General features: G+C 63.1%; 23 protein-coding genes. 9 read left to right on the top strand and 14 right to left on the bottom strand.

The window, feature by feature from the left end; genetic code table 11:
- Positions 1-84 precede the first annotated feature (84 nt).
- Complete coding sequence (locus LUA85_RS00690) at positions 85-1587, top strand: phosphomannomutase (RefSeq protein WP_371823632.1); 1503 nt, start codon at positions 85-87, stop codon at positions 1585-1587.
- Positions 1588-1666: 79 nt separating this feature from the next.
- The gene (gene folD / locus LUA85_RS00685) at positions 1667-2530 is read left to right on the top strand and encodes a bifunctional methylenetetrahydrofolate dehydrogenase/methenyltetrahydrofolate cyclohydrolase FolD (protein WP_231466397.1); all 864 of its coding nucleotides are present in this window, start codon (positions 1667-1669) and stop codon (positions 2528-2530) included.
- A gap of 298 nt (positions 2531-2828) precedes the next feature.
- Here the strand turns inward: folD and ribH are convergent, their stop codons facing one another.
- The 4 genes from ribH to LUA85_RS00665 form a co-directional block, all read right to left on the bottom strand.
- A complete protein-coding gene (gene ribH / locus LUA85_RS00680; protein WP_231466395.1) occupies positions 2829-3248 on the bottom strand; it encodes a 6,7-dimethyl-8-ribityllumazine synthase in 420 nt (139 codons plus the stop codon).
- A 6-nt stretch (positions 3249-3254) separates the two neighbouring features.
- Complete coding sequence (ribB, locus tag LUA85_RS00675) at positions 3255-4526, bottom strand: 3,4-dihydroxy-2-butanone-4-phosphate synthase (RefSeq protein ID WP_231466394.1); 1272 nt, start codon at positions 4524-4526, stop codon at positions 3255-3257.
- Positions 4527-4586: 60 nt separating this feature from the next.
- Complete coding sequence (locus LUA85_RS00670) at positions 4587-5915, bottom strand: Hsp70 family protein (protein WP_231466393.1); 1329 nt, start codon at positions 5913-5915, stop codon at positions 4587-4589.
- Between the two features lie 76 nt (positions 5916-5991).
- On the bottom strand, positions 5992-7176 hold the full coding sequence (locus tag LUA85_RS00665) for an acyl-CoA dehydrogenase (RefSeq protein ID WP_231466392.1): 1185 nt from the start codon (positions 7174-7176) through the stop codon (positions 5992-5994).
- Between the two features lie 207 nt (positions 7177-7383).
- Between LUA85_RS00665 and LUA85_RS00660 the strand changes: the two genes are divergently transcribed.
- Both LUA85_RS00660 and LUA85_RS00655 read left to right on the top strand, forming a co-directional pair.
- Positions 7384-8217: a fumarylacetoacetate hydrolase family protein gene (locus LUA85_RS00660; protein ID WP_231466391.1), complete on the top strand. Its 834-nt coding sequence runs from the start codon at positions 7384-7386 to the stop codon at positions 8215-8217.
- Positions 8214-9386: an aminotransferase gene (locus tag LUA85_RS00655; RefSeq protein ID WP_231466390.1), complete on the top strand. Its 1173-nt coding sequence runs from the start codon at positions 8214-8216 to the stop codon at positions 9384-9386. Before LUA85_RS00660 ends, LUA85_RS00655 begins: the two co-directional genes overlap by 4 nt.
- Here LUA85_RS00655 and LUA85_RS00650 read toward each other — a convergent pair.
- Positions 9383-11152: an SLC13 family permease gene (locus LUA85_RS00650; RefSeq protein WP_231466389.1), complete on the bottom strand. Its 1770-nt coding sequence runs from the start codon at positions 11150-11152 to the stop codon at positions 9383-9385. The genes LUA85_RS00655 and LUA85_RS00650 overlap by 4 nt on opposite strands.
- Before the next feature lie 85 nt (positions 11153-11237).
- Here LUA85_RS00650 and LUA85_RS00645 point away from each other — a divergent pair, with 85 nt between their 5' ends.
- Positions 11238-11498, top strand: a complete 261-nt coding sequence (locus tag LUA85_RS00645) for a hypothetical protein (protein WP_231466388.1) — start codon at positions 11238-11240, stop codon at positions 11496-11498.
- A gap of 15 nt (positions 11499-11513) precedes the next feature.
- On the opposite strand, the gene LUA85_RS00640 is transcribed toward LUA85_RS00645, so the two are convergent.
- The 3 genes from LUA85_RS00640 to LUA85_RS00630 form a co-directional block, all read right to left on the bottom strand.
- Positions 11514-12860, bottom strand: coding sequence for an aldehyde dehydrogenase family protein (locus tag LUA85_RS00640; RefSeq protein ID WP_231466387.1), 1347 nt, complete (start codon positions 12858-12860; stop codon positions 11514-11516).
- A gap of 113 nt (positions 12861-12973) precedes the next feature.
- Positions 12974-14200, bottom strand: coding sequence for an SLC13 family permease (locus tag LUA85_RS00635; RefSeq protein ID WP_231466386.1), 1227 nt, complete (start codon positions 14198-14200; stop codon positions 12974-12976).
- Positions 14201-14228: 28 nt separating this feature from the next.
- Positions 14229-15773 carry a malonyl-CoA synthase gene (locus LUA85_RS00630; RefSeq protein WP_231466385.1) on the bottom strand — a complete coding sequence of 515 codons (1545 nt, stop codon included), beginning with the start codon at positions 15771-15773 and terminating at the stop codon, positions 14229-14231.
- Between the two features lie 165 nt (positions 15774-15938).
- On the opposite strand from LUA85_RS00630, the gene LUA85_RS00625 reads away from it, so the two are divergent.
- Positions 15939-16343, top strand: coding sequence for a thioesterase family protein (locus LUA85_RS00625; protein ID WP_231466384.1), 405 nt, complete (start codon positions 15939-15941; stop codon positions 16341-16343).
- Between the two features lie 3 nt (positions 16344-16346).
- Here the strand turns inward: LUA85_RS00625 and LUA85_RS00620 are convergent, their stop codons facing one another.
- Positions 16347-16526 (bottom strand): hypothetical protein, encoded by a 180-nt coding sequence (locus LUA85_RS00620; protein ID WP_231466383.1) that lies wholly within the window; start codon positions 16524-16526, stop codon positions 16347-16349.
- A 13-nt stretch (positions 16527-16539) separates the two neighbouring features.
- Positions 16540-17271 carry a bifunctional 2-polyprenyl-6-hydroxyphenol methylase/3-demethylubiquinol 3-O-methyltransferase UbiG gene (gene ubiG / locus LUA85_RS00615; RefSeq protein WP_231466382.1) on the bottom strand — a complete coding sequence of 244 codons (732 nt, stop codon included), beginning with the start codon at positions 17269-17271 and terminating at the stop codon, positions 16540-16542.
- Positions 17272-17388: 117 nt separating this feature from the next.
- Between ubiG and LUA85_RS00610 the strand changes: the two genes are divergently transcribed.
- Positions 17389-18642, top strand: a complete 1254-nt coding sequence (locus LUA85_RS00610; protein WP_231471725.1) for an aspartate kinase — start codon at positions 17389-17391, stop codon at positions 18640-18642.
- Positions 18643-18684: 42 nt separating this feature from the next.
- On the opposite strand, the gene LUA85_RS00605 is transcribed toward LUA85_RS00610, so the two are convergent.
- Positions 18685-19362: a pentapeptide repeat-containing protein gene (locus tag LUA85_RS00605; protein WP_231466381.1), complete on the bottom strand. Its 678-nt coding sequence runs from the start codon at positions 19360-19362 to the stop codon at positions 18685-18687.
- A gap of 132 nt (positions 19363-19494) precedes the next feature.
- Here LUA85_RS00605 and LUA85_RS00600 point away from each other — a divergent pair, with 132 nt between their 5' ends.
- Positions 19495-20505 carry a nitronate monooxygenase family protein gene (locus tag LUA85_RS00600; protein ID WP_231466380.1) on the top strand — a complete coding sequence of 337 codons (1011 nt, stop codon included), beginning with the start codon at positions 19495-19497 and terminating at the stop codon, positions 20503-20505.
- 41 nt (positions 20506-20546) lie between these two features.
- Positions 20547-21776 (top strand): TCR/Tet family MFS transporter, encoded by a 1230-nt coding sequence (locus tag LUA85_RS00595; RefSeq protein ID WP_231466379.1) that lies wholly within the window; start codon positions 20547-20549, stop codon positions 21774-21776.
- Positions 21777-21788: 12 nt separating this feature from the next.
- Here the strand turns inward: LUA85_RS00595 and LUA85_RS00590 are convergent, their stop codons facing one another.
- The 3 genes from LUA85_RS00590 to LUA85_RS00580 form a co-directional block, all read right to left on the bottom strand.
- Complete coding sequence (locus LUA85_RS00590; protein WP_231466378.1) at positions 21789-22085, bottom strand: hypothetical protein; 297 nt, start codon at positions 22083-22085, stop codon at positions 21789-21791.
- Positions 22086-22259: 174 nt separating this feature from the next.
- Positions 22260-22895, bottom strand: coding sequence for an HNH endonuclease (locus LUA85_RS00585; RefSeq protein ID WP_371823631.1), 636 nt, complete (start codon positions 22893-22895; stop codon positions 22260-22262).
- 171 nt (positions 22896-23066) lie between these two features.
- Entirely contained in the window at positions 23067-24485 is a 1419-nt protein-coding gene (locus LUA85_RS00580; protein ID WP_231466377.1) for a M20/M25/M40 family metallo-hydrolase, read from the bottom strand.
- Between the last annotated feature and the right edge of the window lie 105 nt (positions 24486-24590).

Genomic DNA, 24590 nt, shown 5'->3' with positions numbered 1-24590 from the left:
TTACTGGGCTGGGCGGCTAAAGACCGGAAACCCCCTGTGGTCCAACGCCCGGCAAGAATGGGATATGCATTGCAGATGAACAACTTGAGCCGAATCCACACCGTGACCGTGGCTGACCTGATGGCACAAAGCGGCGTTCCCTTCGGCACCAGCGGGGTGCGCGGACTCGCTTCGGCGATGACGGACCGCCTCTGCCACGCTTATGCGACCGCGTTCCTGCGGTATCTTTCGGACATTGGCGAGTTCAGCGCGGGCGACAAGGTCGCGCTGGCCGGAGACTTGCGCACCAGCACCCCGCGTATCCTGACCGCCTGTGCCACGGCAGTGCGCGATTGCGGCGGCGAGGTGGTATTCTGCGGCTACACGCCCACCCCGGCGCTGGCCTTCCATGCCATGGGCAGCGGCATTGCATCGATCATGGTTACCGGCAGCCACATCCCGGCAGACCGTAACGGGATCAAATTCTACCGTCCCCATGGCGAAGTGTTGAAATCGGACGAAGCCGGCATCGTCGGCCAGAGCGTCACCATCGATCCAGCCCGCTACGGTCCCGACGATGCATTGATCGACCCGGCGGTGCTGCCATCGATTCTCGATGTGGAAGACGCTTATGTGGCGCGCTATGTATTCCACTTCGGCGCCAGGGCGCTCTCCGGCCTCACCATCGGCGTTTACCAGCATTCCGCCGTCGGGCGCGATCTCCTCGTTCGCGTGGTCGAAGCTCTTGGTGGCACCGCCGTGCCGTTCGGCCGGTCGGAACAGTTCGTACCAGTCGATACGGAAGCCATCCGCGCCGAAGACGTGGCTTTGGCGGCGGAATGGGCCGCTGCGAACAAGGTCGATGCGATCATCTCTACGGATGGGGATTCCGATCGCCCGCTCGTGGCCGATGCCAGCGGCACCTGGCTGCGCGGCGATATCGTGGGGTTGCTTTGCGCGCGCGCGGTTGCGGCAGACGTTGTCGTAACCCCGGTCAGCAGCAACACCGTGGCCGAGTTGAGCGGTGCGGTGCCACAGGTCCTGCGCACACGCATTGGATCGCCCTACGTGATCGCGGCGATGATGGAGGCCGCGCAACGGGACCCCGACGCATGCGTGTGCGGGTATGAGGCGAACGGCGGCTTCCTTCTGGGTACTCCGGTGGGCGACCTGGCAGCATTGCCGACCCGCGATGCACTTCTCCCGATTCTGGCCGTCATCACCACTGCGGGCGAAAAGCGCGTAAGCGAAACCGTGGCAGAACTGCCGCCGCGCTTTACGTTCAGCGATCGCGTGGCCGATTTCCCGCAAGCGCACAGCGCTGCGCTGATCGCCTTCCTGTCCGAAGGTGATACCGCCGGCCAGCTGACCCGGATCGAACAGGCCTTCGGCGCGATAGCGGGGAAGCCCGCGGCCATCGATACAACGGACGGTTATCGCATGACCTTTGCCGATGGCGCGGTGATCCATTTCCGCCCATCGGGCAATGCACCGGAACTGCGCTGCTATTCCGAAGCGGAGACCGAAGACCGCGCGCGTGACATCAATCGGGCGGCGCTGGCCCATGTGCTGGCGCATGTCATCCCGGCGCTTCAAATCGCAGGTTGAAATATTTGTATGCAACACATACAATATCAGCCGTAACGACGCGGCAGGCAGGCCGCGCGAGGCGGGGATAGAAGGCAACATGGCACAAATCATCGATGGCAAGGCGCTTGCCGCGCAAGTGCTGGTACGCACCGCGCAGGATGTGGCGGAGATTGTCGCAGCAGGCGGTGCGGCTCCGGGCCTTGCGGTGATCCTGGTGGGCAACGATCCGGCCAGCGAGGTCTATGTCGGGCGCAAGATCGCGCAATGCCGCAAGGTTGGCATCCATTCGATCGAACATCGCCTGGCCGCCGAAACCGCCCAGGACGATGTGCTGACGCTCATCGACCGGTTCAATGCCGATCCTGCCGTGCACGGCATCCTCGTGCAATTGCCGCTGCCCCGCCATATCGACGCAGCGCTGGTGCTGGATCGGATCGATCCGGGCAAGGATGTCGACGGGTTCCATCCTGTGAATGTCGGACGACTGTCCACCGGCACCGGCGGACTCGTGCCCTGCACCCCGCTGGGGGTAATGCTGCTGCTCGACAGCGTGATCGACGATTATCGCGGCCTTAACGTCGTCGTGATCGGAAAATCGAACATCGTCGGGAAGCCCGTATCGATGCTGCTTCTCGAACGCGAGGCGACGGTCACCGTGACACATATCGAAACGCGCGACCTGCCCGACGTGGCGCGCAAGGCCGATATCATCGTGGCGGCGGCGGGTGCTCCGCATCTGGTGCGTGGATATTGGGTAAAGCCCGGCGCGGTGGTGATCGACGTGGGCATCAACCGCGTTACCGATCATGACGGGACGACCCGCCTCATCGGTGATTGCGCAACGCACGAACTCGATCATGCCAAGGCCGTGACTCCCGTTCCCGGCGGCGTCGGTCCGATGACGATCGCCTGCCTGCTCAGCAACACCGTGCTGGCGGCAAAACGGTCAATGATTGCATAAAGCGCAATTAACCACGCCCATTTCGCACTTGCAGCATCGGCCGCATGGATGGATAGAGGAGGTGCCTTTCAGGCATCCTCTCCCAAACTTCCAAAGGGGGCCAGCGCAATCTGGCCCCCTTTTTTTGTCGATTATGTCGGTGGCAGAGACAAGCCTTGGTTTCGTCATTGCGAGCCTCGCGCAGCGAGGTGAAGCAATCCAGGGCGATGTGTAACGACTCTGGATTGCTTCGTCGGCTTCGCCTCCTCGCAATGACGAAGTGATGTTTGCAAAGGGTATAATCACCCTTTTTGTCCTGTCAGGACCAGCGGTCGCGCAAAGCCAGAAGGGCGATGGCAGCCTTGGCCGCTTCGCCGCCCTTGTCCTTCTGGGCAGGGTCGGCACGGACCAGCGCCTGCTCCTCGTTTTCGACCGTCAGTATGCCGTTGCCGATGGGTGTGCCATCCATCGTCAGCGCCATGATCCCGCGCGCGCTTTCGCCCGCAACGATCTCGAAGTGATACGTCTCGCCCCGAATCACGACGCCAATGGCGACATAGCCGTCATAATGCCCCGATTCATCGGCCAGCGCGATTGCGCCGGGAATTTCGAGCGCACCGGGGACCGTCACGACTTCGGCATCATGCCCCGCCGCCTTGATCGCAGCCTTGGCACCTGCGATCAGCATGTCGTTGAGGTGGTCGTAAAAGCGGGCTTCGACAATCAGGAACCTGGCCATGGAAAATCAATCCTTCGAAATCGGCTTTTCGCCAACGATGTTGAGTCCGTAGCCTTCGATCGCCACGACATTGCGGTGGGCGTTGGTTAGCAGCGTCATGTCGTGCACACCAAGATCGGCGAGGATCTGCGCCCCGATGCCATAGCTGCGCAAATCCATGTTGCCGGTGCCCTTGCCCGAAACTTCGTTGACCAGCACTTCAGGGTCGTTGGGCATCAACAGCACGATCACGCCTGATCCGGCCTCGCCAATTTCAGCCATCGCGCGCTGAAGGATGCGCTTGCGCGGACCGGGCGATCCGAGAACATCGGACAGGATCGAAATCCCGTGCATACGAACGAGCGTCGGCTGGTCGGGCTGGATCGTGCCCTTCTGGAGAACCAGATGGATCGTTCCATCGACCTTGTTGCGATACGTGCGGATCGTCCAGTCGCCGCCGTAGTCGGACGTGAACGGAGCCTGGGCGATGCATTCGACAAGGTGATCGTGGCGACGGCGGTATTCGATAAGGTCCCGGATCGTGCCCATCTTGAGACCGTGCTTGCGCGCGAAGGGGACTAGATCGTCCATTCGCGCCATCGTGCCGTCATCCTTCATGATCTCGCAGATCACGCCTGAAGGATTGAGGCCGGCGAGACGGCTGATGTCGACGGCGGCCTCGGTGTGGCCCGCACGGACCAGCACCCCGCCATCGCGGGCGATCAGCGGGAAGACGTGGCCCGGCGTCACGATATCGTCTCGTGTCTTTCCGGCATCGATTGCGACAGATACGGTGCGCGCACGGTCGCCCGCAGAAATGCCGGTGGTCACGCCTTCGCGCGCCTCGATCGAGACGGTGAACGCGGTTTCATGGCGTGTACCGTTGTTGCGGCTCATCAGTTCAAGGCCGAGCTGTTCGCAGCGGCTGCGGGTCAGCGTCAGGCAGATGAGTCCACGCCCATGGGTGGCCATGAAGTTCACCGCATCCGGCGTTGCCATCTGCGCGGGAATCACCAGATCGCCCTCGTTCTCGCGATCTTCATCATCCACCAGGATGAACATGCGCCCGTTGCGCGCTTCCTCGATGATTTCCTCGATCGGCACGAGAGCCGGCGTATCGTCGCTGTCCGAAAGAAAGCGTTCGAGCTTCGCCAGAGTATCCGCCGTGGGATTCCAGTTGGGTTCGGTCAGGTCACGCAGGGTATTGGCGTGCAGGCCTGCGGCGCGCGCAAGGCCGGACCGGGACATGCCACCTTCATTGACGAGGCGGCGGATCTTGGTGATGAGTTCGCTAGACATGAAGCGTCTATTTCACATCACAGTGTGTGATGCAATAGAGTTATTCACATTGTAACAACATCAGCCTGCAACGCCATCCGCTGCCAGCCAATCTCCCAGATCCGGGGTCTGGCCGATGAGCGCCAAGCCGTGGGCGATGGACGTCAATTCATCACCACAGGCGATTCGTTCCGCCCCAAAACGCTGTTCGAACAGGGTTCGCACCGCCGGGATCAGCGACGAGCCACCGGTCAGGAACACATGATCGATCTGCTCAGGCACAAGGCCTGCGCCAAGCAGCGCGCCATCGACCGTTTCGGCAATGCGCGCAAGATCAGGCGCGATCCAGCTTTCGAACTGCGCGCGCGTGACATCGGCCGCGATGGTCAGATCTTCGCTTTCAAACCGGAATTCCGCGTGGTCCTGCGTCGAAAGCGCGCGTTTCAACTGCCCGACCGCTTCGTACAGCCCATAGCCCAGTTCGTGCTCGATCACCGCGATCATCCGGCCGATGGCGGCGGGATCGGTTGCCGCACGTTTCAGGCGCGCCAATTCGTCCAGGGTCCGCCGGTTGCGCATCAGCGCCAGCCGCGACCAGTCGCCAAAATCGGTGAAGTGACCGGCGGGGATTTCCAGCACCTTGTCGAACGATTTGTACGTGCCGCCCTTGCCCAGCAACGGCAGGATCAGGTGATCCATGATACGAAAATCGAAACGGTCGCCCGCGATGCCGATACCTGCCGATCCCAGCGGCACACAGCGCTTGGCAGAGCCGGGGGCATTGATCCGCACGATCGAGAAATCGCTGGTGCCGCCACCGAAATCGGCCACGAGCAGTGTCGCAGGCTCGCTCAGCCGCGTGGCAAAGCTGTAGGCCGCGCCCAGCGGCTCGTAAACGTAGTGAACCGGGCGGCCCAGCACCGAAAACATCGCGTCATAACGCGCCCGCGCCAGTGCCGGGTCGGGCCGCGAGCCGACGTAGCGCACCGGGCGCCCCACAATCACGCGTTCGGGCAGGTTTGCCAGCGCCGACCCTGCGTGATCGATCAGGTGGCGCAGGAACGTCTGGCCCAGTTCCTCGAAGCGCAGGCGCTTTTCGAACAGGTTGGCGTGCTCGAAAGTGCTGCTGGCGGCCACCGATTTGAACGATTGCAGGAAGCGCGAACCTTGGGGAAAGTCGAGGAATTCGGCGATGGCCCACGGCCCCGCCTCATGCGCAAGCCCGCCGCGCCGATCGCCATCCTGCCAGAAGCAAAGCGCCGAACGGAACACGCTGGTCATCGCATCAGGCGCGGCAAATTCCACCAGATCGGCCGCCGAATCCGCCGTGCTGCGCGCGAGGACCGAATTGGTCGTGCCGAAATCGATACCGAGCGCGGTGAACGGGGCGGCGGCCTGTTCGATCGACATTCGGGAATTCCTTCAATGGCATCGCAAGACCGCGCCTATGGCAGCGCGAAAGTGGCCCTGCAACACGCTGGCCAGATCAGAACGCCGCGATTCCGGTGATGGCGCGGCCAAGGATCAGGGCGTGGACATCGTGCGTACCTTCGTAGGTGTTCACTGTTTCAAGATTCACCATGTGACGGATCACCTGATATTCACCCGAAATACCGTTGCCGCCGTGCATATCACGCGCCATCCGCGCGATATCGAGCGCCTTGCCGACGTTGTTGCGCTTGACGATCGAGATCATTTCCGGCGCGAACGCGTGTTCGTCCATCAGCCGCCCGATGCGCAAGCTGGCATGGAGACCCAGCGTAATGTCGGTGAGCATATCGGCCAGCTTCTTCTGGTACAGTTGCGTTGCCGCCAGCGGTCGGCCAAACTGGTGCCGGTCCAGCCCATACTGGCGCGCGGCGGCAAAGCAGAATTCCGCAGCGCCCAGCGCACCCCACGAAATGCCGTAACGGGCGCGGTTAAGGCATCCGAACGGACCTTTCAGCCCTTCGACATCGGGCAGCAATGCATCGTCGGGAACGAACACATCCTCCATCACCACCATCCCGGTGATCGAAGCGCGCAAGCTGATCTTGTTTTCGATTTTGGGCGCGGACAGGCCCTTCATGCCCTTTTCCAGCACGAAGCCGCGAATGGCATCGCCATGGGCAGCGCTTTTCGCCCAGATCACGAAAACATCGGCGATCGGCGCGTTGGAAATCCACGTCTTGGCGCCATTGATCACATATCCGCCATCGACCTTGACCGCGCGGGTACGCATGCCGCCGGGGTCGGACCCTGCATCAGGCTCGGTCAGGCCGAAGCAGCCAATATATTCGCCGGTCGCCAGCTTTGGGAGATACTTGCGGCGCTGCTCTTCCGATCCGTATTCGTGGATCGGGAACATGACCAGGCTGGACTGCACACTCATCATCGAACGGTAGCCCGAATCCACCCGTTCCACTTCACGCGCGACAAGCCCATAGGCAACGTAGGACGCGGCCGAACCGCCATAGTCCGCGGGCAGCGTAACGCCGAGCAGCCCCTGCGCCCCCATTTCCCGGAAGATTTCGGGATCGGTGGTTTCGGTGGCAAAAGCCTCGATCACGCGCGGTTGCAGGCGATCCTGCGCAAAGGCGCGCGCGGCATCGCGGATCATCCGCTCGTCGTCGCTCAGCAGGCTTTCAAGCCCCAGCGCATCTTCCCAATCGAACCGGACCATGCCTGCCATTCCTGCCTTCTCCTTTGCACATGGTGATTGCAGCGGAAATCAGTTTGGGCAACCAGCCTGAAAGGCTTCGGCAAAGATTTCCCGCGCGACCGGCAGAGCGCCCGCTGGAAAACACCGGCTTTCGATGGTGCCTGGCTCTTGCACTGGACGGGCCAACCGGGCACTTCGCGTCAAGCGCCCGGTTGAACAAACGGTGGAGTAAGATCAATGGCCCGTTACGTCAGCTTCCGCCGTCCCGATGGCAACCCCAGTTTCGGCCGCCTCGATGGTACGACAGTACACGATCTGGGACAGCACGGCGCGCGCGCGTATCTCAAGGACGCGCTTGGCGGCGATGTTGGCGCCCTGCCCGCGACCGCCAGCTTCAACCGCGCCGAGGTGGCGTTGTTGCCCGTGGTGCCCAACCCGTCCAAGATCCTCTGCGTCGGCCTCAACTATGCCACTCACGTCGCCGAAACCGGGCGTGAGCAGAAGGAGTATCCGGCAATCTTCACGCGTTGGACCGACAGCCTGATTGCCGATGGCGATCCCCTCGTCTGCCCGCCCGAAACCACCCGCTTCGATTATGAAGGTGAACTTGCCGTCGTGATCGGCAAGCCCGGTCGTCGCATCCCGCGCACCAGGGCGCTGGACCATGTCGCGGGCTATTCGGTGTTCAACGACGGTTCTGTGCGCAACTGGCAGCGCCACAACATCCAGTTCACGCCGGGCAAGAACTTCCCCGGCACCGGCGCATTCGGCCCGGCTCTGGTCACGCCCGATGAACTGCCCGATCTGGCCGATCAGCGTGTGCAGACCCGCCTCAACGGCGAACTGGTGCAGGATCAGCCGATCTCCGACATGATCTGGGATGTGGCGTTCATCATCGAATATTGCTCCACGTTCACCCCGCTCAATCCGGGGGACGTCATCGTCACCGGCACCCCCGGCGGCGTGGGCGACAAGCGCAATCCGCCGCTTTACATGAATGCCGGCGACGTGTGCGAAATCAGCATTGGCAAGGTCGGCAAATTGACAAACCCGGTGATCGACGAGGCATGACCGACCCGGCGCGGCGGCTTTCACCCGTCTATCGGGACATGCCCCTCACCATCTTCGAACACATGTCGGGTCTTGCCCGGCAATCGGGTGCGATCAATCTGGGGCAGGGCTTTCCCGATGAAGCGCCCCCACCCGCGCTACTGGCTGCGCTGGCGCGGGCGAGTGCGGAAAAGTCGCACCAGTATCCACCCATGGCAGGCCTGGCCGAACTGCGCCGCGCCGTGGCAGCGTTCTACGCCCGCACACAGGGTCTCGATCTTTCGCCCGACAGCGTGATCGTCACTTCCGGGGCGACTGAGGCCGTGGCTTCCGCCATTCTGGGTGTGGTAGCGCCCGGAGACGAAGTGATCCTCTTTGCACCTGCCTACGATGCTTATGCGCCGCTGGTACGGCGCGCTGGCGGGGTGCCGGTGTTCGTGCCGCTGGCGGCACCGCACTGGCGCTATGACCGGGTCGGGATAGCAGCGGCGATAACCCCGCGCACCCGCGCGGTGATCGTCAACGATCCGCTCAACCCCACCGGCACCGTTGCGTCCGCCACCGACCTTTCGATGCTGGCCGAACTGTGCCTTGCCCACGATCTGATCGCGATCTGCGACGAGGTTTGGGAAAACGTCCGTTTCGACGGGCTGCGCCATGCATCGCTGCTGGCACAGCCGGGCATGGCCGACCGCACGATCAAGATCGGATCGGCAGGCAAGATCTTCGGCGCGACGGGGTGGAAGGTCGGCTGGATGATCGCCGCCCCCGCGATGGCGGCCGTGCTGGGCCGCGCCCATCAGTTCCTGACCTTCACCACCCCGCCCATGCTGCAATGGGCCGTGGCAGAGGGTCTGGCCACGCCCGGCCTTGCGCAGGCCTGCACCGCGCGCTGGGCGCAGACGCGCGGCGTATTGCTGGAAGGGCTGGCGCGCGAAGGTTTTGCCCTGCTCGATAGTGCAGCCACGTGGTTCACCTGCATCGATCTGCCTGCATCGGGCATCACGCTGGACGACCGCAGCTTCTGCGAAAGCGCCGTGCATGAGGCGGGCGTGGCCTCGATTCCGCTGTCGGCCTTATGGGAAGGCGAAGGTGCTCCAACGACGATCGTGCGCCTGTGCCATTGCAAACCGGAGGCGATGCTGGCCGATGCGGTCGTCCGCCTCGCGCGCTGGCGCGATGATCGTTAGAGAGGCCAGAACCACAGGATCAGCGGTGTTCCGAGGACCGCTACCAGCACGGAAAGCGGCGCGCCAAGCCTTGCATAATCGCCAAAGCGATAACCGCCCGGTCCCAGCACCAGCGTATTGCACTGGTGGCCGATGGGGGTCAGGAAATCGCAGCCCGCGCCGATCGCGGTGGCGATCAGGAACGGTTCGGGACGATAGCCGAGTTCGGTGGCGAAGACACCGGCGATGGGTGCCATGACCAGCACGGTCGCGGCATTGTTCAGGAAAGGCGTCACCGCCATGGCCGAAACCAGAATCAGCGCGACCGCACCCCACGGCGGCAACTGCACGGCAAAAGCCGCCAGTCCTTCGGCAATCACATCCGAAGCGCCAGTGGTCTGCAACGACGCGCTGACCGGGATCAATGCCGCCAGCATGATCAGGATCGGCCATTCGACGGCCTCATAGGCTTCATTCACCGGCAACGCGCCGCTGATCACGGCGACAGCGGCCGCGGCAAAGAACGCAACTGCGGCAGGCACCGTGCCGCTTCCGGCCGCCAGCATCGCCACGGCCAGAATCATGATCGGCAGCCAGCGCTTGCGGGCGGATCCCAGCCGCATCGCGCGCTCGGCCAGCGGCAAGGCGCCCAACTGCCGCAGCCGCATGGGCAGCACATCCAGCGGCCCTTGCAGGACGATCACGTCACCCGCGCGCAAGACCATCTGGCCGGGCTTCGCGGTGATCGTTTCGCCCGCGCGCGATACGGCGATCAGGTTGATGCCCAGCCGCTCCCGCATCAGCAGGCGTCCGGCGGTCCGCCCGATCAGGCCGGAATCGCTGGCGACCACGGCCTCGATCACGCCGATATTGTCGGGCGGGCCTCCGCTGCCCTCCTTGCCTTCGCCGGCCAGCGCAAGCCGGTCTGTCGCGATCACCCGTTCCAGCGCATCGGGATCGCCGGTGAGAATAAGGACATCTGCTTGGGCGATATGCAGTGCAGGATCGGGGCTGCCGTGTATTTCCCCGCGCAGCAGGCCGGTGACCTGGACTTCTTCTTCATGCCGGGCCGTAAAGTCGGCCACGGTCTGCCCGATTGCGGGCGATCCCTCACCAACGGTCGCTTCGATGGCGTAGGCCGAAATATCGATCGCCTCGCCAATGCCGGGTGACGCCTGGCGGTCACGCGGCAGCAATCGCCAGCCCACCGCAAGGAATACCAGTCCTGCCAGCAACAGCACAAGACCCGTCGGCAGATAATCGAACATGCGGAAAGGCTCGCCTGTCATCTCCTCGCGCACGCGGCTGACGATGATGTTGGGCGATGTGCCGATCAGCGTCATCAACCCGCCCAGCAAGGACGCAAAGGCCATCGGCATAAGGAACACCGACGCCGATCGGCCGTCCTTCTTCGCCATTTGCACCGCAGACGGCATCAGCATTGCCAGCGCGCCCACATTCTTGATCAACGCCGAGGCGAAACCGACCGTGGCCGTAAGAAGCATCAATTGCCCCGTCGTGCTCCTCACGCGCGAGGCGATCCGCATCAGCAAGCCATCTATCAGGCCCGATCGCTGAACGGCGGCAGACATGACCAGAGCCGAACCGACGATGATCACGATATCGTCCGAAAACCCGGAGAATGCGTCCTTGGGGCTGACGACGCCTATCGCAAGCGCCGCCAGCAGGGCGATCACCGCAGTCACATCATATCGGAAGCGCCCCCACACGAACAGCGCCATCATCCCGGCGAGGGTGGCAAGGGAAAGCCATTGGGGCTGTGTCATCGGCCGATCAACCTCCTGCGGGTGGCAAGGTTCCCGTGCCCCACGGCATTGCGCTGCCATCGGACATGCGCGATGGACTGCACCCATGACCAGGAAACGCCGCTACCTTACGGCAACGATGCCCGATGGCTACGTGAAGACCATCGGGCCGACGACCGACAGCTTCACGCATTACTGGCGGATCGTGGCAGAACTTCACAACGGCAAGACCGAAGTCTTCTGGGGCCACACCCGGTCGCTTGCGGAAGCCCGTCGCAAACGCGCGCCCGCCGCGGAGGCAGCGCGAACGCGCGGCTGGAAGAGCTTTGCCTTCGAAATTGCCGAGCTGACCGAAACGCCTGCTTGAAGCGCGGTCAGTCCATCACTGATGCATGTAAACCGCGCGTTCGTGGCTGAAAGTCTTGAAGCCGAAGTAGCCGTGGTAGCTGCCGGTGCCGGAATGATTGACCCCGCCGAACGGCAGATTGTTTTCCAGGTAGTGCGAGAACACGCCATTGACGGTGACGCCGCCCGAAGACGTCTCGTTCAGCACCCGCGCCACACTGGCTTCATCCTGGCTGTAGACATAGAGTGCCAGCGGCTTGTCGCGCGCCTGGACATAGCCAATCGCCTGATCGAGCGTTTCGTACGTCATCACCGGGATTACGGGCGCGAAGATTTCCTCCTGCAGAATCTTCATCTGCGGGGTAACGTCGGTCAGCATCGTCGGATGGATCGTCAGGTCGTCCGCTTCCAGAATGCCGCCCACCGCAACGGTCGCGCCTTTTTCCACCGCATCGTCGAACAGCGCTTTCACGCGGGCAAAGTTTGCAGGATTGACGATCTGGGCGATGGAATCCTTCCTGATCGCGCCGTTGTCGTAAAGATTGGCGGCAACATTCGCCCGAAAACCTTCGATCAAAGCGGCCTTCTGCTCTTCGCGCACAAACACGTAATCGGGGCTGATGCAGGCCTGTCCGCCGTTGAACTGCTTGGCATTGGCAAGCTGTGCCGCAACTTTGGCGATATCTGCGCTTTCATCGACAATGACCGGCGATTTGCCGCCCAGTTCCAGCGTGACGCTGGCAAGATGCTTTGCGGCCGCAGCCATGACGATCTTGCCGACGCGGGTGCTGCCGGTGAAGAAGATGTGATTGAACGGAAGTTCCAGCAGCGCGCTGGCCACGCTGACATCGCCTTCGAACAGCGCGACTTCGCTTTCGTCGAAGGCTTCGGCGATGATGCTGGCCGCCACCCTGGCCGTGGCGGGGCACAAGTCGGTGAGCTTGACGATGCAGCAGTTGCCCGCCGCCACCGCCGCCGCGACCGGGCCGAGCGCAAGGCCCAGCGGGAAGTTCCACGGCCCAAGGATCAGGCAGACGCCGCGCGCTTCATAGACGATCTTCGCCTTGTCGGCAGGATTCATCGAAGGCGTGACGTCGGTCGGCGTCATCCATGCATCGAGATTGTCGATATTGCGCTGGATATTGCCGGTGACGTTGAGCACTTCGGTGACGCGGATTTCGCCCAGCGGCTTGCGCGTATCTTCCAGCACGGCGGTGATGATCGCATCGGTGTGCGATTCGACTGCCGCCTTCAGCTTTGCCAGCTTGGCCATGCGCTGTTCGGCGGTGGTGGCCTTGACCTTCCACTGGTTGGCTTGCTGCAGGGCGAAAACGCGGGCGATTTCGCTGGAAAGGTCTGCCGCGGTGGGCTGGATTTCGGTCATCGGTGTGCTCGGCCTTGATCTTCAGGATGGATCAGCCTTGCCATCGCGGGGACGCGTGGCAAGGCTTCGCGCCCTCACTTGCCAGCAGGTGAAATGTTAGGCAACCAAACTTTTTAACGCAGCCCGACAAACGCAGCCCAGGCCGCCAGGGGACCCACCGCCATGACGATCGCGGTATATACCACCAGCTTGTGCAGCATCGCCGGCCGGTCATCTTCGGGCACATTGCCCACGATCAAAGCGCCGTTGGTGGAGAACGGCGATGTATCGACGATGGTATTGGCAATGCAGATCGCTGCGACGACGGCAATCGGCGACAAATCCGATCCGCCCAGCAGTGGCACAGCCAGCGGGATGACGACGCCCAGCAATGCGGTGGAGGATGCGAAGGCGGAAACCACGCTGGAAAGGTAACACAGCAGCAGCACACCAAGCGATGCCGAACCGACCGTGCCGATCATCGCACCGGCCGCGTCCAGCGTGCCGAGCCGCTCCATCACACCGACATAGATGATGATTCCCGAAATGAGCAGGATCGTTGACCAGTCGACAAATTTCAGAGCGCCGTCCTGCGTACGCGGTGCAACGATGGCGAGCGCGATGATCACCAGCAGCGCCATGAAGCCGATGTCCACCTTGAACACCAGCGCTCCCACAGCGAGCGCGGCAAGAGCGGCCAGCGTCCACGCGCCATCGCGGCCCAGCGCGGGGGGCACCGCCAGCACATGAGGCGCGGCCAGAGCCGCTGCGCTGCGGCGGGCATAGACCACCCAGATCACCAGGGCGATGGCGCAGTTGAACACCGCGCTTGCCACAAACAGATAGATCGGATCAGGCACGATCGCGCTGCGCGCCAGTACCTTGTTGGCGATCCCGCCATAGATCGAAATCGGCGAAAACGCGCCTGCCTGCGCGCCATGAACTACCATCAATCCCATCATCAGCGCGGAAAAGCCGTGGGTCCGGGCAAACCGCAAGGCAATCGGCGCGACGATGGCAACGGCGGCAGGACCAACCGCACCCAGCGCCGTGAGCACACCTGAAACAAGAAAAACCAGCGCAGGCAGCAGCGCGGTGTGAGTGCCGAGGCCGCGCGCGGTCTGCCCCACCAGCCAGTCGATCGCACCGTTTCTGCTGGCGATGCCGAACAGGTAAGTGACGCCCAGCAAGGTCAGGAAGAGGTCCGCCGGAAAACCCGCCAGCACGTCCTTCACGCCCATGCCGCCGCCGAACAGGCCGAGGCCCAGCGCTGCGGCGAATCCAATCAGCCCCATGTTGACTGGCAACCACATTGCCGCGGCAAAGATCGCGATCAGAACGATGACCGATAACAGGATCATCCGGCTTTCCCCTCGTCGGCTTGCGGCATCACAACGACGGCGGATTGGTAAACACGCCCTTGTACGCGTCTCGCAGCAGGGTCTTTTGCACTTTGCCCATGGTGTTGCGCGGCAGTTCATCGACGAAGATCACCGCGCGCGGAGCCTTGAAGCGCGCCAGCCGATCCTTGAGTGCGGCAATTATTGCCGCCTCATCGAGCGTCGGGTCGGTCGATGTGACCACGGCGACCACCCCTTCGCCAAGGTCCGGGTGCGGTATGCCGATCACTGCGCTTTCGGCAATGCCGGGGATTTCGTCCAACGCGGCTTCGACTTCGGCCGGGTAGATGTTGAAGCCACCCGCGATGATCAGGTCCTTGGCACGACCGACGATGTGGACGTAGCCTTCGTCGTCGATCAGGCCCATGTCGCCAGTGGTGAAGAAGCCATCGGCGCGAAATTCCTGCGCGGTCTTTTCGGGCATCTGCCAGTAGCCGCCGAACACGTTCGGCCCCTTCACCTCGATACCACCGATTTCGCCTTGTGGCAGAGCATCTCCCGTGGCCGGATCGGCAATGCGCAGGTCCACGCCTGGCAAGGGAAAGCCGACGCTGCCGGGCTTGCGCAATCCTTCGTAAGGGTTGGAGGTGTTCATGCCGGTTTCGGTCATGCCATAACGCTCAAGGATCGCGTGCCCGGTCAAGGCGCTGAACTCCTTGTGCGTTTCGGCAGAGAGCGGGGCAGACCCGGAAACGAACAGGCGCATCGGCGCGGCAAGTTCGCGGGTGAAGCCCGCGTGTGCCAGCAACCGGGTGTAGAATGTCGGCACCCCCATCAGCACACTGGCCTGCGGCATCAGACGCACAAGTTCACCGGCATCGAATTTCGGCAGGAAAATCATCGCCGCCCCTGCCGCGATCGTCACGTTGGTGGCCACGAACAGCCCATGGGTATGAAAGATCGGCAGCGCGTGAAGCAGTCGGTCCTGTTCCGTGAAGTGCCAGTATTCACGCAAGGTCAGCGCATTGGTGGCAAGGTTGCCATGGCTGAGCATCGCGCCCTTGCTGCGCCCGGTCGTGCCCGAAGTGTAGAGGATGGCGGCCAGCGTATCGCCCGTGACAGGCACAGTTTCGAACGCATCAGGCAGGAGGTCGGCACCGCTCGGCAGCGTTCCGCCGGTGCCCTCGGCATCGAGCGTCAACAATGCCGGAACACCGATCTGCGCGCAGACCGGCGCCAGCAACGCCTCGTCTTCGGGGCGGCACACCAGCAGGGCAGGCCGCGCATCGCCGAGGAAATAGCGCATCTCGCCCGTGGTATAGCCGGTATTGAGCGGCAGGTAGACCGCGCCCGCCTGCATTGCCGCCAGCCATGTCAGAAGCGCGGTCTGCGACTTTTCGACCTGAATCGCGATCCGGTCTCCCGGCCTCACCCCCTTGGCGTGAAACAGCCCGGCAATCTGCGCGGCGCGTCGCCTTGCCGCCGCGTATGTCAACACCGCACCATCGGCAGCGATCAGGAACGGTGCCTGCGGAGCGGCGTCGCACCGGGCAACGAACAGTGAGAACAGGTCTTGCGAAGGCGTGTCGGACAAGGTGCACCTGAATGGAATGCCGAAGGAATGCGCAACCGGCGGGACAACTGCGCAGCAACGTGGATGCCGGATTTGCGCCCTTGCGTCCACGCTCACGATTGCAGCCCGCAAAAGGGGCGTTCACGCGCCTATCGCACAAGCGCGAATCATGTTATCTACATTGGTGTGAACAAGCCGGTCCCCCACCTCGTCCCTATCGCAATCGTGCCCGATGACATCGATTTCATGGGGCACGTCAACAATGCGTCCTATCTCAAATGGGTACAGGATGCGGTGATCGATCACTGGCGCGCATTGGCCCCGGCGGATGCGGTGGCGGCGCACTTGTGGGTGGCGCTCAAACACGAGATTACCTACCGCCGTCCCACGTTCCTCGACGATGCCGTGATCGCGCACGTCATCCTCGAAAAGGTCCAGGGCGCGCGCGCCTTCTACGAAACGATCATCAAGCGTGGTGAGGAAGTGCTGGCCGAGGTCAAGTCGAGCTGGTGCTGCCTCGATGCCGAAACGCTGCGCCCCGCGCGGCTGGCGCGCGATCTGGTGGAGAAATTCCTGCCTTCGGAAAAGTGACGCTTACCGCAGCTTGGCGATGCTCAGATTGTCGCCCTTGGCGCGCACTTTCACCGATTCCTCGCTGCGTGTCAGCGCCTTGGCGATAGCTTTCAGCGCCATGCCCTTTTTCGCCAGCGTATGCAGCTTCTGGATTTCATCGGGGGTCCACGCCTGCTTGTGACGCTCGAAACGCTCGGCCATTCGGGTATCCTTTTCAGCGCGTCACGGTGACGATGTAATTGAGCGCCGTGTTGTCGGACAAGTGCAGCCCGCGCGAAATGCTCCAGGCAATGCCCATCGGATTGCCCATGGTCAGGCCCGCCGCATCAAGCAGGTCATGCAGTTCAAGCGGCGTGATGAAATCGTCCCAGTGGTGTGTGCCCTTCGGCACCATGCCCAGCGTTTCGGCCCCTTCGACCAGCAACAGCCGTGATTGCGGGGTGCGGTTGGGGGTGGAGAGGATCATCAGCCCGCCGTCAGCCAGCGCTGTTTCCAGCGCGGCGACGAAGGCCGCCTTGTCGGCCACATGCTCGATCACTTCCATCGAGGTGACCAGATCATACCCGCCAAGGCCAAGCTGGCCGACATCGCCACAGCGATAGTCGATGGGAAGACCCGATCCTGCGGCGTGGAGGCGTGCGGCGGAAATGTTTTCAGGCGCCGCATCGACCCCGGTCACTTGCGCGCCCAGCCGGGCGAGCGGTTCGCACAACAGGCCCGCGCCACACCCGACATCAAGCGCCCGCCTGCCCGCCAGCGGCTTCAGCCCGCGTGAGTCGGCGGCGAAGTGCGAATCGATGGCATCGCGGATGAAGCCCAGTCGCACCGGGTTCAGCTTGTGCAGCATCGCCGAGGAACCCTTGGGGTTCCACCAGTCTGCCGCCAGCTTTCCGAAATGCGCCGCCTCATCAGGACGAATGGTATGCGCAGAGGTTGCATTGCTCATATGACGTCCCTAAAGCGCCCGCGCCGCATGGTCCATGGCCCCTAGGGGTTTATGGTCAGGGCGGGAAAGATTCTTTCGTTTGGACAGGTTGGGAGCAAGCCCTTGGCCCGCATCGTGATGAAATTCGGCGGCACTTCGATGGCCGGAACCGAGCGCATCCGCCGCGTGGCGCGCATCGTGCAGCGCCAGCAGGCAGCGGGGCATGAGGTTGCGGTCGTCGTTTCGGCCATGGCAGGCGAGACCGACCGGCTCGTGACCTTCTGCCGCGAGGCGAACCCGCTCTATGATCCCGCCGAATACGACGTGGTCGTGGCCAGCGGTGAGCAAGTCACGTCGGGCCTGCTGGCGATGCATTTGCAGGCATTGGGCTGCAAGGCGCGCTCGTGGCTTGGCTGGCAAGTGCCGATCAAGACCGATAACGCCCACGCCAAGGCGCGCATCGAGGATATCGATGCCGAAGCGCTGACGGCCAGCATGGCATCGGGCGAAATTGCCGTGATTCCGGGATTCCAGGGCGTTTCGCCCGCAGGCCGCGTGACCACGCTGGGACGGGGCGGGTCCGATACATCGGCGGTGGCCGTGGCGGCGGCGGTCAAGGCGGATCGCTGCGACATCTACACCGATGTCGACGGCGTCTACACCACCGACCCGCGCATCGTCGCCAAGGCGCGCAAGTTGAAGAACGTGACGTACGAGGAAATGCTCGAACTGGCCTCTGTCGGCTCGAAAGTGCTGCAGACCCGCTCGGTCAGCCTTGCCATGAAGGAAGGCGTACGGGTGCAGGTGCTGTCTTCGTTCATCGATGACGACGCGCCTGCCGCCGACACAATCCCCGGCACGATGATCGTTTCCGACGAGGAACTTGCCAAAATCCAAGAGGGACTTGATATGGAACGCCAGCTGATCACCGGCATCGCTGCCGACAAGAACGAAGCCAAGATCACCCTGACGCGCATCGCCGACCGTCCCGGCGCGGTGGCGGCGATCTTCGGGCCGCTGGCCGCAGCCAACATCAACGTCGACATGATCATCCAGAACATCGCCAAGGATCGTGGCGAGACCGACGTGACCTTCACCGTACCGCTGGCCGATCTTGCGCGCACCCAGGCCCTGCTCGAAGAGCGCAAGGACACCATCGGCTACTACCGCATGCTGGCCAACAGCAAGGTCGCCAAGATCAGCGTCGTCGGTGTCGGCATGCGCAGCCATGCGGGCGTTGCCGCCACGATGTTCCGCGCGCTGGCCGATCGCGGCATCAACATCCAGGCGATCACCACCAGCGAGATCAAGGTTTCGGTGCTGATCGACGAGGACGAGACCGAACTGGCCGTCCGCGTCCTGCACACGGCCTATGAGATGGACGGCGAGTAAGCCTTGAGCGGGGCGGGCTGCGGCCTGCCCCGCCTTTGCCGGTCAGCGGATCAGCAGGCCCCAGCCGGACAGCAATTGCTCGGCCTGTTCGCGTGAAATCACCGCGCCGCGGAACAGCCGGGCGTCCTCCAGCTTCAGCCCGCCAAGATCCGCACCGCGCAGGTCAGCCCCCGCAAACAGCGCGCCATCCATGCTGGCTTCGCGCAAGGCGCAGCCTTCGAAGACGGTGCCCCGGAAATCGCACTTGGCCAGATCGGCCTGCGCCAGATCGACGCGGCGCAAGGTTTCCTTGCGAAACGAAAGGCCGGAAAGCCGCGCGCCGACCAGCAGCACTTCTTCGAATGCAAAGCCCATGCCCCGTGCGCCGTGGAAGTCCGCCCCGGTCATGCGCGTGGCGGTGAACCGGGCTGCGGCGATATTGGTGCGGCGAAAGGGCACATTGTTGAAATCGCTGGCTTTGACCACGGCTTCCGCCAGATCGGCGGCGCTGAAATTGGCAAATCCGGCCCGGCATGATTGCCACACGGTATTGGAAAGGTTCGCCCCCGAAAGATCGGCGTGGCGCAAGTTGCACCGCTCGAACGTCCAGCCCGACAAGTCCAGCTTGCCAAGGTCCGCCGCTTCAAGATCGCAGTCGACCAGATGCCGGGGTGCACCGCCGGCCAGCGCGACGATGTCTGCGCGGGCAAGGGTCTGGTCACGGATCGTGGAGGTCGTCATTTCCGGGCGTTTAGGGAATGGCGCCCGCATTCGCCAACACAAAGCAATGATCTGCGGGAAGTCCGGCCTTGTTGCTGACACGAAGGGGCCGTAAAGCCCCGGCCAGTTTACCGGACGGGATCCCACGCCAATATGACCGCAACGCCCAAAACTTCCGCCATGATGCGCCGTGGCGCCGAATTCCTCGGCACCGAACATGCCATCCTGTGCGGAGCGATGAGCTGGGTTTCCGAACGCAATCTGGTTTCGGCGATCAGCAATGCCGGTGGCTTCGGCGTGATCGCCTGCGGCGCGATGACGCCCGAACTGCTCGATGCCGAAATCACCGCGACGAGGGTTTTGACCGCCAGACCGTTCGGCGTGAACCTGATTACCATGCACCCTGCCCTGTTCGATCTGATCGCGGTCTGCGCAAAGCACAAGGTCGGCCATGTCGTGCTGGCAGGCGGCATCCCGCCCAAGGGCAGCGTCGAGGCGATCAAGGACTTTGGCGCAAAAGTGCTGGTCTTCGCCCCCACGCTGGCGCTGGCCAAGAAGCTGCTGCGTTCCGGCGCGGACGCGCTGGTGATCGAAGGTTCGGAAGCGGGCGGGCATATCGGCCCGGTCTCCACATCGGTGCTGGCGCAGGAGTTTCTGCCCGAACTGGCCGCCGATCACGTGGTGTTCGTGGCGGGCGGCATTGGCCGGGGCGAGATGATCGCCAGCTATCTGGAAATGGGTGCGAGCGGCGTGCAACTGGGTACGCGCTTTGCCTGCGCCACCGAATCCATTGCCCACCCGGCATTCAAGAAAGCGTTCTTCCGTGGCAACGCGCGCGATGCCATCGTCAGCGTTCAGGTCGATCCGCGCCTGCCGGTGATCCCGGTCCGCGCGCTCAAGAACAAGGGCACCGAGGAATTCACCGCCAAGCAGGTGGAAGTGGCCAAGCGGCTTGACGAAGGCATCGTCGACATGGGCCAGGCGCAGCTTGAGATCGAGCACTTCTGGGCAGGCGCGCTGCGCCGCGCGGTGATCGATGGCGATGTAGAGCGTGGATCGGTGATGGCCGGGCAATCGGTCGGCATGGTCACCAAGGAAGAGCCAGTGGCCGAGATCATCGCGCAACTGATGGCGCAGAGCGAGGACGCCCTGGCCCGCCGCTGAGTCCATCCCGCCACCGCATTTGCCGCCCCGGAGATCCTGCCATGCCTGCATCCAAGCCGCACCGGGCCTCGTTCGGGATCGTCTTTGCGATCGTGATGATCGATATGCTCGGCTTCGGGATCGTCATCCCGGTCCTGCCGGGACTGATCATCGATCTGACCGGCGTGGATATCGGCACGGCGGCGGAATATGCGGGCTGGCTGAGCGCGGGCTATGCCGCGATGCAATTCGTGTTCGCGCCGGTGCTGGGCAACCTCTCGGACCGTTTCGGGCGTCGTCCCGTGCTGCTGGCAGCGGTGCTGATGCTGGGGCTGGATTACCTGCTGCAGGCCGTGGCACCCACCATCTGGTGGCTGGTGGTGGGCCGGTTGCTGGCGGGCATCACCGGTGCCAGCTTTTCCGCCGCCTATGCCTATATCGCGGATGTGACCCCGCCGGAAAAGCGCGCGGCGAACTTCGGCATGATCGGACTGGCCTTCGGCTTCGGATTTGTCGTGGGACCGGCGCTTGGCGGATTGCTCGGCTCGATCAGCCCGCGCCTGCCGTTCTACGCGGCCGCCGCACTGGCGCTGACCAATTTCGTGTTCGGGCTGTTTTTCCTCAAGGAATCGCTGACCCCTGACAATCGCCGCCCGTTCGACTGGCGCAAGGCGAATGCGATTTCCACACTCAAGGCCTTGCGCGGGCAAAGCCCGACCGTGCTGTGGTTCGTCGCAGCCCTTGGCATGTGGCAACTGGCGCATGTCGTCTACCCGGCGGTGTGGTCCTATTTCGCGATTGCTGCCTATGGCTTTTCGGTGCGCGACGTCGGGCTGGCGCTCGCCATGGTCGGGCTGACCAGTGCACTGGTGCAGGGCGTCGGCCTACGCTGGGCCTTGCCGAAACTGGGGGAGCAGCGCGCCGTGGTGCTTGGCGTCGTCGGCCTGTGCATTTCGGCCATTCTCTACACGATCGCCCGTGAATACTGGCATGTCTACCTGGCGATTGCGGTCGGCGCGCTGCAGGGCTTCGTGCAGCCGCCCATAGCCGCCTACAACAGCCGCGTGGTCGATGCGCGCAGCCAGGGCGAATTGCAGGGCGCGGTGCAGTCCATCGGCAGCATCGCGGCAATCATAGGTCCGCCGATCTATACGCAGGCTCTGGCACGGTTCAGCGGGCCGGATGCGATCATCGACCTGCCGGGCATGCCGATGCTGATCTCAGCCGGGTTCGCGCTGATCACGCTGGCACTGTTCTGGAAGGGTGCGTCCCTGCTCAAGCGGGAGGCGTAGGCTGTCCGACGGCTAAAAGCCGACATCCCATTCATCGTCGCCCCGGACTTGATCGGGGTCAGGCTTTTCTTTGGCGATTATACCCTTTGCCAACATCATTTCGTCATTGCGAGGAGGCGAAGCCGACGAAGCAATCCACCACCGCTCTGGATTGCTTCTCCCCGCTTCGCGGCGCTCGCAATGACGAAGCCAAGGCTTGTCTTTGCAAAAGACATAGTTGCCTTTTTCTTTTGTTTTGGAATGGTTTACGCAGAGACGCGGCGGGGTTGATCGTCTGGCGCGGCCAACCTCTTTTATCTGGCGCTGCATGCAACGGATCATGGATCAGCGAAGGGTCTTAACTCTCCGTGTTTCCGCTTCAAAACAAGGAAGCCTCACCCCTGATCAAGTCCGGGGCGACGGTGGGAGGGGCCGCGGTGGGAGGGGTCGCGGGGCGGCGGTGTGAAAGGCGGCCATGCGACACAAGCAGGGTCAGCAGGTCACTCAGCTCTCCAACTCGACATCCCAGTAAAGCCAGTCGCGCCAGCTTTCGTGCAAATGGCCCGGCGGAAAGGCGCGGCCGCGTTCCTGGAGTTGCCAGGTGGTAGGGCGGATGGCGCGATTCATCAGACGCATGCGGGCTTGTTCGGGGGTGCGCCCGCCCTTGCGCAGGTTGCATGGCGAACAGGCCGCGGCGACATTCTCCCACGAGGTGCGTCCGCCAAGGCGGCGCGGGACGATGTGATCGAAGGTCAGGTTTTCCGGGCTGCCGCAGTACTGGCACTGGAAACTGTCACGCAGGAACAGGTTGAAGCGCGTGAACGCCGGATATTCGCTGGGCCGCACATACTGGCGCAGCGCGATCACCGAAGGCAGCTTCATGCCAAAGCTGGCGCTGTGCACTTCACGATCATAGGTTTCGATGATGTCGACGCGTTCCAGGAATACCGCCTTGATCGCGGTCTGCCATGGCCACAGGCTGAGCGGGTAATAGCTGAGCGGCGTGTAATCGGCGTTCAGCACCAGCGCCGGGCAATTGGAAAGGTGGCGATCGTTGCCCAACACATCATTGAACGCGGCGCCATCGCCGCTATGGGGCCTGGCCGAAGCCGCCCGTTCGATCAGCGCCTTATGAAGCACGTCCCGGTCCGGTCCCTGCAGCCAAGGCCGAAATGGCCTTCGCAGGGGCAGTCATGGCTGAGCCGCATGACTTCTGTGTTACGCATGAGTGCCAAGGAACACTGCTGCCCGCCCGCCGTCAAGGGGGAAGAGGGTGCAGTTTCCACAACCCACATCTGACCGGGCAAAAGTTCAGAACGCCAGGACAGTGACCAGTTCGGTCAGCAGGTCGCGCCCGGTATAGACCGCCTTGACCGAAATCCGTTCGTTCAGCCCATGTGTTCCGCCGCCGTCAGGGTTGCCGAACATGCCCGGCGGACCATAGCTGGGGATACCGGCAGCAGACAGGAACACGCCATCGGTTGCGCCCGTGGACATGACCGGGACCATCGGCACACCGGGATAATACTTCGCCACCAGCTTTTCGGCAGGGCCGATAATCTTCGGATCGAGCGGCGGAGCCTTGGCGTCGGGTCCGCGATTGTCGGTGCGGACCACGGTCATGCGCGGATCGGCGATCACCGTTTCCAGTGCCTTGCGCACATCCTCCGCACTCACGCCGGGAAAGATGCGGCAATTGATGTTCGCCCCGGCCCGCTGCGGCAACGCATTGTTCGCATGGCCGCCATCGATCAGCGTGGCGACGCAAGTCGTGCGCAGCATGGAATGGAACGAGCGATCGGTATCGAGCACTGCCCTTGCGGCATCATCGGCCGGGTTGGCGGCAATCGCCACCATCGCCTTGCCCATGGCATCGCTGCGCGCGGCACCAGCCTTGGCAAAGAAGGCACGGGTCGTGTCGTTCAGCATCACCGGAAAATCGAAATCGCGCAACCGGGCCAGGGCGTCGGCCAGTGCGTAGATCGCATTGTCCTTGACCGGCGTGGAGCTGTGCCCGCCCGGATTGGTCGCCTCGATCCGGTAATTGACCGGGGTCTTCTCGCCCACGTGGATCGTCTGCACGACAACGCGGCCACCATCTTCCAGCGGCTTGTCCGTACGCCCCGAACCGCCTTCGTTCAGTGCAAATTCGGCGTCGATCAGCTCGCGACGGTTTTCCGAAAGCCATTTCGCCCCGTTGAAGGCGGTGCTGGTTTCCTCGCCGCAGGTCAGCGCCAGCTTGATCGTGCGTTTGGGAGCCTTGCCCGCCTTGCGCCAGCGCATCAGCATGTCCACCCAGATCGCGTCCATCGCCTTCATGTCGGCCACCCCGCGTCCGTAGAAGTATCCACCCTCTTCGATGAAGGCATAAGGATCGCGGGTCCAGTCCTCGCGCTTGGCGACGACGACATCGAGATGGCCGAGCAGCAGGATCGGTCTGGCCGCTTTCGATGTGCCGGGCAGGATGACGACGATGCCGCCTTCCTTGGGAAATTCCGGCACGGCAAAGCGATGGAGTTCGGCGCTGGTAAAGCCCGCGCCACGCAAATGGCCTTCGATCTTTTCGGCCAGCGCGGTGCAACTGCCGGTGGTGATCGAAGTGTCAGTCTCGACCATCTCCTTGTACAGCGCACGATAGGCCTGCTGATCGGGCCGCAGCGGGGTCTCTGCCGCCATCGCGGGCAAGGCCGCAAGCAGCATCGGCGCGATCGTAATGAGCGGTTTGCGCATGGTTGTGACAGTCCCCGGTGAAGCTTCGTGATGCCGCAAGACTGCGGGATGTGCACCCCGCGCGCAAACCCCTTTTGGGGCGCATTGCCACCTGTGCAAAACGGG

Origin of the sequence: Novosphingobium sp. CECT 9465, assembly GCF_920987055.1 — a bacterium.
GTDB lineage: Bacteria > Pseudomonadota > Alphaproteobacteria > Sphingomonadales > Sphingomonadaceae > Novosphingobium.
The sequence above is the reverse complement of the archived record's forward strand: the minus strand, read 5'-3'. Positions and strand labels throughout refer to the sequence as shown.

Excerpts from the sequence above, each read along its gene's own strand:
- folD (WP_231466397.1), top strand. The coding sequence starts at position 1,667 with ATGGCACAAATCATCGATGGCAAGGCGCTTGCCGCGCAAGTGCTGGTA.
- ribH (WP_231466395.1), bottom strand. The coding sequence starts at position 3,248 with ATGGCCAGGTTCCTGATTGTCGAAGCCCGCTTTTACGACCACCTCAAC.
- ribB (WP_231466394.1), bottom strand. The coding sequence starts at position 4,526 with ATGTCTAGCGAACTCATCACCAAGATCCGCCGCCTCGTCAATGAAGGT.
- LUA85_RS00670 (WP_231466393.1), bottom strand. The coding sequence starts at position 5,915 with ATGTCGATCGAACAGGCCGCCGCCCCGTTCACCGCGCTCGGTATCGAT.
- LUA85_RS00665 (WP_231466392.1), bottom strand. The coding sequence starts at position 7,176 with ATGGCAGGCATGGTCCGGTTCGATTGGGAAGATGCGCTGGGGCTTGAA.
- LUA85_RS00660 (WP_231466391.1), top strand. The coding sequence starts at position 7,384 with ATGGCCCGTTACGTCAGCTTCCGCCGTCCCGATGGCAACCCCAGTTTC.
- LUA85_RS00655 (WP_231466390.1), top strand. The coding sequence starts at position 8,214 with ATGACCGACCCGGCGCGGCGGCTTTCACCCGTCTATCGGGACATGCCC.
- LUA85_RS00650 (WP_231466389.1), bottom strand. The coding sequence starts at position 11,152 with ATGACACAGCCCCAATGGCTTTCCCTTGCCACCCTCGCCGGGATGATG.
- LUA85_RS00645 (WP_231466388.1), top strand. The coding sequence starts at position 11,238 with ATGACCAGGAAACGCCGCTACCTTACGGCAACGATGCCCGATGGCTAC.
- LUA85_RS00640 (WP_231466387.1), bottom strand. The coding sequence starts at position 12,860 with ATGACCGAAATCCAGCCCACCGCGGCAGACCTTTCCAGCGAAATCGCC.
- LUA85_RS00635 (WP_231466386.1), bottom strand. The coding sequence starts at position 14,200 with ATGATCCTGTTATCGGTCATCGTTCTGATCGCGATCTTTGCCGCGGCA.
- LUA85_RS00620 (WP_231466383.1), bottom strand. The coding sequence starts at position 16,526 with ATGGCCGAGCGTTTCGAGCGTCACAAGCAGGCGTGGACCCCCGATGAA.
- ubiG (WP_231466382.1), bottom strand. The coding sequence starts at position 17,271 with ATGAGCAATGCAACCTCTGCGCATACCATTCGTCCTGATGAGGCGGCG.
- LUA85_RS00610 (WP_231471725.1), top strand. The coding sequence starts at position 17,389 with ATGAAATTCGGCGGCACTTCGATGGCCGGAACCGAGCGCATCCGCCGC.
- LUA85_RS00605 (WP_231466381.1), bottom strand. The coding sequence starts at position 19,362 with ATGACGACCTCCACGATCCGTGACCAGACCCTTGCCCGCGCAGACATC.
- LUA85_RS00600 (WP_231466380.1), top strand. The coding sequence starts at position 19,495 with ATGACCGCAACGCCCAAAACTTCCGCCATGATGCGCCGTGGCGCCGAA.
- LUA85_RS00595 (WP_231466379.1), top strand. The coding sequence starts at position 20,547 with ATGCCTGCATCCAAGCCGCACCGGGCCTCGTTCGGGATCGTCTTTGCG.
- LUA85_RS00590 (WP_231466378.1), bottom strand. The coding sequence starts at position 22,085 with ATGCAGCGCCAGATAAAAGAGGTTGGCCGCGCCAGACGATCAACCCCG.
- LUA85_RS00580 (WP_231466377.1), bottom strand. The coding sequence starts at position 24,485 with ATGCGCAAACCGCTCATTACGATCGCGCCGATGCTGCTTGCGGCCTTG.